Below are 8,938 nucleotides of genomic sequence, written 5' to 3'. Positions count from 1 at the left end.
AATAAATAAACTGAAGTTTCGCATGTGGTTCAAGTACGGGCTGAAGGCCCAAAAGCTCCTAGCCCAGGGCATCGCCCTGGGTATAATGGCAATCAGCAAGGCGCCCTGTAAGGGCAAAAGCTTTGTATATTGCCAGGTATTTGAAAGCTTTTGCCCTTACAGGGCGACAGGTTTGCGTCCATAAACACCCAGGGCGATGCCCTGGGCTAGGAGCTTCTGCCCTTTCAGGGCGTGTGGGGCTTACTTGCGAAACTTGAGTAAATAAAGAGAAACTTGAGTAAATAAAGAAAAGAAGAGGAAAAGAAAGAGAGACTCGATGACACTTATGACACTTATGACACTTGTTTTCTAAAAAAATCCTACGCGCGGGCGGGCGGGCAGGAAGAATTTTCTAATCAGTCTCCCGCCCGCCTACGCGAGAGATTTTTTAAGAAAATGCTGTCATCGGTGTCACTCTGTCATTCCGGGACAAGTCGCCTTAGCACCATAAGTATCTTACTTAGACCTCGTAAGCAAGTCACTTAGCACCCGTAAGTAAGTCACTTAGACCTCGTAAGCAAGTCACTTAGTACCCGTAAGCAAGTCACTTAGCCACCGCAAGCAAGTCACTTACCGAGCACAAAAAAGGGAGGCTTACCTCGTCACAAGGTTTACCTCCCTACACTTATAGTTAAAAATAACCGAATATTACTTGTTCAGGAACTTATCTACCTGAGCAGCAATCTTTCTGCCGCTTGCCATGGCACGAACCACCAGAGAAGCTCCGCTGGCTGCATCACCAGCCACGAAGACATTCTCGGCAAACTCAGGCTGCTGTGGCTTCAGGAAGCCCATTGCCAGGAATACGGCCTCTGCCTTGATGATTTCCGGCTCACCTGCCTCTACCATCAATGGGCGACCACCCTCTGGGTTTGGCTTCCAGTCGATAGGCTGAACCTTCACACCTGTCAGCTTGCCGTTCTTTCCCAGGAACTCCAGAGAGTTGATGTTCCAGCGGCGGGTACAGCCTTCCTCATGACTGGAGGTGGTTTTCAGGGTGCGAGGCCAGTTTGGCCAAGGATTCTTAGGATCCTCAGGACCCTCTACCGGCTTAGGCATGATCTCGATCTGGGTTACGCTCTTGCAACCCTGGCGATGAGCGGTACCGATGCAGTCGGAACCCGTATCACCACCACCGATAACCAAGACATCCTTGCCCTTGCAGGTGACACGCTCATCCTTGGAGAACTCCATGCCAGCCAACACTCTGTTTTGCTGAGAGAGGAGTTCGAGGGCGAAATAGACACCCTTCAACTCACGTCCAGGAATCTTCAAGTCACGAGCGGTTGGAGTACCCGTAGATACCACGTAGGCATCGAAGCCCTCTGGCAACTGGGTGACATCTATCTTCTGATTATACTTGAACTCGATGCCTTCTTCCTCCAAGAGACGGAGACGGCGGTCGATGATAATCTTGTTGAGTTTGAAGTTTGGAATACCATATCTCAACAAACCACCTGCGTTCTCACGAGCCTCGAATACAGTTACCTTATATCCCTTATGATTCAGCTGGTTGGCAGCTACCAATCCGGCAGGTCCGGCACCGATGACAGCCACTGTCTTGCCATTGCGCTCAGGCAACTCTACATGCACATAATCCTCTTGGAAGGCGTGCTCCACGATGGCGCACTCATCCTCACGGTTGGTGGTTGGTTCGTGGTCCATCAAATTGAGGACACAAGCCTTCTCGCAGAGTGCAGGACAGATACGTCCTGTGAACTCCGGGAAGTCGTTGGTGGAATTGAGGAGTCGGTAAGCCAGCTCCCAGTCGCCCTTGTAGAGGGCATCGTTCCACTCCGGTGCCTTGTTGCCCAGCGGACAAGCCCAGTGGCAGAAAGGCACACCGCAGTCCATACAACGGCTCGCCTGCTGACGGCGGTCGTTGCTATTCAATGTTTGTTCTACCTCGCCAAAGTCGAGGATTCTATCGTGAATTGGTCTATAACCTGCTTCCTTGCGAGGTATAGTCAAAAATGCTTTTGGATTTCCCATCTTTTTTCTAATTTTAAAATTAGTAATCGCGCTGCATATCCGCAATCTTCTGCTGCAACTTCTTTACCTGCTCCTCCTGGAGAACTCGCTTGTACTCGATTGGCACTACCTGGATGAAATCCTCTACGTAGTGGTTCCAGTCATCGAGCATGGTACGGGCGAGTTTACTGCCGGTGTAGAGATAATGCTGACGGATCAGCTCGTGCAACTCCTTGCGATAGGTGCTGTCCTCCACGAGGTTGATCTCCACCATATCCATGTTACAGAAGTAATCGAAGTTGTGGTTCTTATCCCATACATAGGCAACACCACCACTCATACCAGCGGCGAAGTTACGGCCGGTTTCACCGAGCACTACGACTCTACCGCCCGTCATATACTCGCAGCAGTGGTCGCCAGCACCCTCAATCACGGCGATGGCACCGGAGTTACGAACACCGAAGCGCTCGCCTACCTTACCATTGATATACAACTCACCGCTTGTGGCACCATACAGACCGGTGTTACCGGCGATGATGTTATCCTCGGCAGAGAAGTTGCTGCGGATAGGAGGAAGGATGGAAATACGACCTCCTGAAAGTCCCTTTGCGAAATAGTCATTGGTCTCACCCTCGAGCTTGAAATCCACTCCCTTGACCAGGAAGGCACCGAAGCTCTGACCTGCAGAACCCTTGAACTTCACGTTCACGGTCTTGTCTGGAAGACCTGCCTCGCCATATTTCCCGGCAATCATACCGCTCAGCATCACACCGGCAGCACGGTCGGTATTCTTGATGGCGAAGTCGAGGTTCACCTCTTCCTGGTTCTCGATGGCACGCTGTGCACCACGAATCAACTGCTGGTCGAGTACATTATCGAGATCATGAATCTGCTCGGTAGTATGATAGAGCGAGCAATGACCTGTCTCACGATGCAAGAGACGGGAGAAATCGAGCAAGTCGGCCTTCTCCTTGATGCTCTCAGCCACCTCTGGCTCTACGGCATCAGCACCCTCGACAGGAACAATCTCCTCATCCTTCTTGCGGACGATGAGCTCGGTATGACCGATGATATCGTTCAATGAGGTGTAACCCATCTCAGCCAGATACTCACGAACCTCCTCGGCGAGGAAGCGGAAGTAGTTGATGAGGTACTTGTAGCTGCCACGGAAGTGCGCACGGAGCTTAGGATCCTGTGTGGCAACACCCATAGGACAGGTATTCAGGTTACACTTACGCATCATGACACAACCCAAGACGATGAGGGCGGCAGTACCGAAACTGAATTCCTCTGCACCGAGCAAAGCCATCAGGATGATGTCGCGACCGCTCTTCAACTGACCATCTACCTGCAGGCGAACCTGTCCGCGAAGACCGTTCTTCACCAAAGTCTGCTGGGTTTCAGAAAGTCCGATTTCAGGAGAGATACCTGCGAAACGCATACTAGATGCAGGGCTGGCACCTGTACCACCCTCGGCACCGGAGATGACGATGAGGTCAGCCTTCGCCTTAGCCACACCGGCAGCGATAGTACCCACACCACTCTCAGCCACCAATTTGACAGAGATAGCCGCCTTAGGGTTCACATTCTTGAGGTCGAAGATGAGCTGAGCCAAATCCTCGATACTGTAGATATCGTGATGAGGTGGAGGAGAAATCAGACTGATGCCAGGGATAGAGTGACGGGTCTTGGCGATGACCTCGTTGACCTTGAAGCCAGGCAACTGACCACCCTCACCCGGTTTAGCACCCTGTGCCACCTTGATCTGGATTTCCTCTGCATTTACCAAATATTCTGTTGTCACACCGAATCGACCGGAAGCCACCTGCTTGGTCTTGCTGGAGAGGCTGATGCCATCCTGTGTAGAATGGAATCGCTCGTTATCTTCACCACCTTCACCGGTATTGCTTCGAGCACCGAGGGCGTTCATGGCGAGTGCCATTGCCTCGTGAGCCTCCTTGGAGAGGGCACCGAAACTCATCGCACCGGTAACGAAGTGCTTGACGATTTCCTCTACCGGCTCCACCTTATCGATAGAGATAGGGTTCTTGCGGAAGCTGAAGAAGTCGCGGATGAAGATAGGCTCCTGCTTATCGTCAACGAGATGTGTATATTTCTTGAAGAGATCGTAATCGCCCTTGCGGGTTGCGAGCTGCAGGGTAGCGATGGTCTCTGGGTTCCAAGCGTGCTTGATACCGTCCTTGCGATAGTGGAACTGTCCCATACTTGGCAGGAAGTCGAGCTTCTTGGTCTCGAATGCCTTGTCGTGCAGGCGGATGGCATCACGGGCGATAGTCTCGAGTCCGATACCGCCGATGGTGCTCACCTCTGTTCCGAAGTAGCTCTTCAGGAGGCTCTCGCTCAAACCGATGCTCTCGAAAATCTTGGCTCCACGATAGCTTCGGATGGTAGAGATACCCATCTTTGCCATAATCTTGAACAAGCCCTTCTTCACAGCCTTGATGTAGTTCTGCTCGGCTGTATGGTAATCCTCCTGAATCTTTCCCTTCTTGACCAGGTCGTCGAGGATGGCGTATGTCAAGTATGGACAGAGGGCTGATGCACCGTAACCCAGCAACAGGGCTGCGTGCATTACCTCACGAATCTCACCGCTCTCAACGATGAGGGCTGTCTGTACACGCTTGCCGGCATCAATCAGATAATGATGTACGGCGCTTACGGCGAGCAATGATGGGATGGCGGCATGGGTCTCATCCACGCCACGGTCGCTCAAGATGATGTAGTTGTAACCATCATCCACGCTCTGGGCAGCCTGCTTGCAGAGTTCATCCAGAGCCTCATGCAATCCTTCTTCGCCCTTGGCGGTTTCGAAGAGCATGTGGAGTTTTACGGTATTGAATCCCTTGTAGCGGATATTCTGAAGGATATCCAGCTGGGTATTGGTCAGGATAGGATGTGGCAGGCGAACCATCTTGCAGTTGCTCTCGTCCGGGTTCAGAATGCCGGAACCTACTCTACCGATATACTCGGTAAGACTCATCACAAGGTTCTCACGGATGGAGTCGATAGCAGGGTTGGTAACCTGAGCAAACTGCTGACGGAAGTAGTTGAAGAAGATCTGTGGCTGGTCGGAAAGCACGGCAAGAGGGGTATCATTACCCATGGATGCAGTAGGCTCCTGACCCTTGGTAGCCATCGGAATGATGGTACCGTCGATGTCTTCCTCGCCAAATCCAAACTCCAATTCCTTGCGAGTGAGGTTTTCCACAGCGTTTTCCACCTTTCGTCCGCTGCGCAACTTTTCCAGTTCAATACGGTTGGTGTTCAGCCACTGGCGGTAAGGATGAGCCTCAGCCAGGCGCTCCTTGATTTCGCCATCATAATAGATCTTGCCTTCCTGTGTATCAATCAGGAGAATCTTACCCGGCTGCAAGCGTCCCTTCTCGGCAATCTCGGTTGGGTCGAAATCCATCACACCCACCTCAGAAGCCACAACCATCATATCGTTCTTGGTGATGGTGTAGCGTGCAGGGCGCAGACCGTTTCTATCGAGCATACCACCGGCATAGCGGCCATCGCTGAAGAGCAGGGCGGCAGGACCATCCCATGGCTCCATCAGGATAGAGTGATACTCATAGAAAGCCTTCAGATCCTCAGAGATAGGGTTCTTGTCGTTGAAGCTCTCTGGCACCATCACAGCCATGGCGTGAGGCAATGACAGACCGCTCATCACGAAGAACTCGAATACATTGTCGAGACTTGCTGAGTCACTCATATCAGGCTGGACGATAGGAGAAATCTCACGGATATCGCCCAGAGCCTCACTGCTCAACACACTCTCACGAGCCTTCATCCAGGCACGGTTGCCACGGATGGTGTTGATCTCACCATTGTGGGCAAGGAGACGGAATGGCTGAGCCAGACTCCATGTAGGGAAGGTGTTGGTAGAGAAGCGGGAGTGAACCAGAGCCAGACCGCTTGTAAAATAATTATTAGTCAAGTCAGGATAGTACTGACGCAGCTGAAGGCTGCTCAACATACCCTTATATACGATGTTCGAATTAGACAACGAACAGATATAGAAATCAGGATAGCTGACACGTTTCTCGATGCGCTTGCGGATGAGATAGAGGATGCGCTCGAAGACAGGCACCTTATCATCTGTCACACCTGTAATGAACACCTGTTTGATGGCAGGTTCATTACTCAATGCAGCCTCACCCAGACAGTCTGGATTGGTAGGCACATTGCGGAGATGCATCAACTGAAGTCCCTCACGTTCAATCTCTTCAATCATAATAGAGAGGATATCCTGCTGTTTCTTCTCATCCTTAGGCAAGAAGACAAGACCTGTACCATATTTTCCCTTTTCCGGTACAGGGATACCCTGAAGAAGAATAAACTCATGTGGAATCTGGAGCATGATACCGGCACCATCGCCCGTCTTGTTATCGGCACCCTCAGCACCACGATGGCGCATATTCTCGAGGACCTTCAAGGCGTTATCGACCAGCTCATGACTCTTGTTACCGTGGATATTCACCACCATACCTACGCCACACGCATCGTGTTCATAGGCAGAACTGTACAATCCTTTTTCCATTTCTTGTTCGTTTTATATCGGTTATTTCTAACTATTAATATATCATTATTTCATGCTGTCTACTAAACTTTCGCATGTGACTTCCCCACACGCCCTGAAAGGGCAAAAGCTTTCAAGTACCAAGCAATATACAAAGCTTTTGCCCTTTCAGGGCGCCTTGCTGATTACTTTTATACCCAGGGCGTTGCCCTGGGCTAGGAGCTTCTGCCCTTTCAGGGCGTGTGGGGTCTTCCCATCTGTCCTTTCAGGGCGTGTGGAGCCTACTTGCGAAACTTAAATTGACTATTTATACGCCTGCTCATGAACTCCCGCTACGGCTCTACCGCTAGGATCGTTCTGGTTCTTGAAAGAAGCATCCCAGGCAAGGGCTTCGGCTGTAGAGCAGGCTACGCTTGGCACGCTAGGCACACTCTTGGCAGCACTGTCGCTTGGGAAATGCTCGGCGAAGATAGAGCGATAATAATACTCCTCCTTGTTCTGTGGAGGATTGACAGGGAATCGCTCGGCAGCATGCGCCATCTGTTCGTCGCTGACGGCTGATGCGGTAATCTGCTTCAGGGTGTCTATCCATGAATAGCCCACTCCATCGGAGAACTGCTCCTTCTGGCGCCATGCCACTTCTTCCGGAAGCAGATCGGCAAATGCCTCACGAACCACCTTTTTCTCGATGGTCTTATCCGGACACATCTTCAAAACCGGGTTCATACCCATCGCTACATCCAGGAACTCCTTGTCGAGGAAAGGCACACGGCCCTCGATGCCCCATGCAGCCAGACTCTTGTTGGCTCTCAGGCAATCGTAGAGATAGAGTTTGCCGAGCTTGCGCACGGTTTCCTCATGGAAAGCCTTGGCATCCGGTGCCTTGTGGAAGTAGAGATAACCTCCGAACACCTCGTCGGCACCCTCACCGGAAAGTACCATCTTGATACCCATGCTTCGGATGACTCTCGCCAGGAGATACATCGGGGTAGAAGCACGAACGGTGGTAACATCGTAGGTCTCGATGAAATAGATGACATCACGGATGGCATCCAGACCTTCCTGGATGGTGTAGTTGATCTCGTGATGCACGGTTCCGATGTGCTCGGCTACCAATCGTGCCTTTGCCAAATCAGGCGCACCCTTCAAACCTACGGCAAAGGAGTGCAATCGTGGCCAGTAGGCCTTGGTTTCGCCCCCATTCTCAACACGGGTAGAAGAGAATTTTTCAGCTACGGCAGAAATGACGGAAGAATCGAGACCACCACTGAGGAGAACACCGTAAGGAACATCGCTCATCAGCTGGCGCTTTACAGAATCCTCCAGGGCATCGTGAATCTCCTTCACGGCAGCCTCTTCCTGAGGTTCCGCATCCTTCAGCTGGGCTTCAGCCTTCTGAGTATCATCTATCTGATATTTCTTCTGCATGGCAGCGTATTCAAACCAATCACGGGTATAATAGCGCTTCATGCCAGGGTTCTTGCTATAGTAATAATGGCCCGGGAGGAATGGCTCGTAGTGGTCGCACTGACCTTCCAGCGCCTTCAACTCGCTCGCTACCAGCACTTTTCCATCCTTATCATAACCAATATAAAGAGGAATTACGCCGATAGGGTCGCGGGCAATGAGGAACTCATCACGCTCAGCATCGTAAAGGGCGAAGGCAAAGATGCCGTTCAGCTCTTCAAGCATCTTGGAGATACGGGCGTGAAGCGCATCCTCACCTTTATATATTAAGGTATCAAAGTCGGAATCTGCTCGCATCTCACGATAGAGAGAAAGAATCACCTCGCAGTCGGAACCGGTCTGATACTGGTATTTGCCAGCAAAACGGGCACGGATATTCTGATGATTATAAATCTCACCGTTTACGGCAAGCACCTGTTTTTTGTCTGGTGCAAACAAAGGTTGGCGACCACTTTCCGGGTCAACAATGCTCAGACGCTCATGTGCCAGGATAGCAGAACCACCACAGTAGATTCCGCTCCAGTCTGGTCCGCGATGGCGGATCTTCTGACTCATACGAAGCGCTTGCTGTCGCAATTCAGGAGTTTGCTCCTGAATATTGAAGATAGATACGATTCCACACATAATATCTTTTCCTTTCTTTTACGGTTATTTTTATCTCTTTTTACCTAAAACAAATAACATTTTGTTATGTTTCGGCTGCAAAATTACTACTTTTTGTCAATATACAAAAGATTTTCATTACCTTTTGTCTTAAGAAAAGGAGAGTAATTACATATCAGCACGTATTAATACGTTTAAACTTTCATTTTGAAAGTACAAACAGTATTATTTATTTCAAAATAGCACAAATAGAGAAAAACAAGATAAAAGCATTAATTCCGCTGAAATCCATACGCCCTGAAAGGGCAGAAGCTC

The 8,938-nt window shown here is 50.6% G+C and carries 4 protein-coding genes; 1 reads left to right on the top strand and 3 read right to left on the bottom strand.

What is annotated here, in order from left to right; translation table 11 throughout:
* On the top strand, window positions 1-184 hold a 184-nt coding region (locus DW657_RS18450), incomplete at its 5' end, for a hypothetical protein (RefSeq protein ID WP_233547109.1).
* Window positions 185-687: 503 nt separating this feature from the next.
* Here DW657_RS18450 and DW657_RS14545 read toward each other — a convergent pair.
* The 3 genes from DW657_RS14545 to asnB form a co-directional block, all read right to left on the bottom strand.
* Window positions 688-2,031 (bottom strand): glutamate synthase subunit beta, encoded by a 1,344-nt coding sequence (locus DW657_RS14545; RefSeq protein ID WP_089545338.1) that lies wholly within the window; start codon window positions 2,029-2,031, stop codon window positions 688-690.
* Window positions 2,032-2,050: 19 nt separating this feature from the next.
* Window positions 2,051-6,574 carry a glutamate synthase large subunit gene (gene gltB, locus DW657_RS14540; RefSeq protein ID WP_118313175.1) on the bottom strand — a complete coding sequence of 1,508 codons (4,524 nt, stop codon included), beginning with the start codon at window positions 6,572-6,574 and terminating at the stop codon, window positions 2,051-2,053.
* A gap of 282 nt (window positions 6,575-6,856) precedes the next feature.
* Window positions 6,857-8,644, bottom strand: coding sequence for an asparagine synthase B (asnB, locus tag DW657_RS14535; protein ID WP_118313174.1), 1,788 nt, complete (start codon window positions 8,642-8,644; stop codon window positions 6,857-6,859).
* Between the last annotated feature and the right edge of the window lie 294 nt (window positions 8,645-8,938).

Source organism: Prevotella sp. AM23-5 (assembly GCF_003473645.1).
GTDB classification, from domain to species: domain Bacteria; phylum Bacteroidota; class Bacteroidia; order Bacteroidales; family Bacteroidaceae; genus Prevotella; species Prevotella copri_A.
This window is presented reverse-complemented; position numbering and strand designations above follow the sequence as displayed.

Excerpts from the sequence above, each read along its gene's own strand:
- gltB (WP_118313175.1), bottom strand. The coding sequence starts at position 6,574 with ATGGAAAAAGGATTGTACAGTTCTGCCTATGAACACGATGCGTGTGGC.
- DW657_RS14545 (WP_089545338.1), bottom strand. The coding sequence starts at position 2,031 with ATGGGAAATCCAAAAGCATTTTTGACTATACCTCGCAAGGAAGCAGGT.
- asnB (WP_118313174.1), bottom strand. The coding sequence starts at position 8,644 with ATGTGTGGAATCGTATCTATCTTCAATATTCAGGAGCAAACTCCTGAA.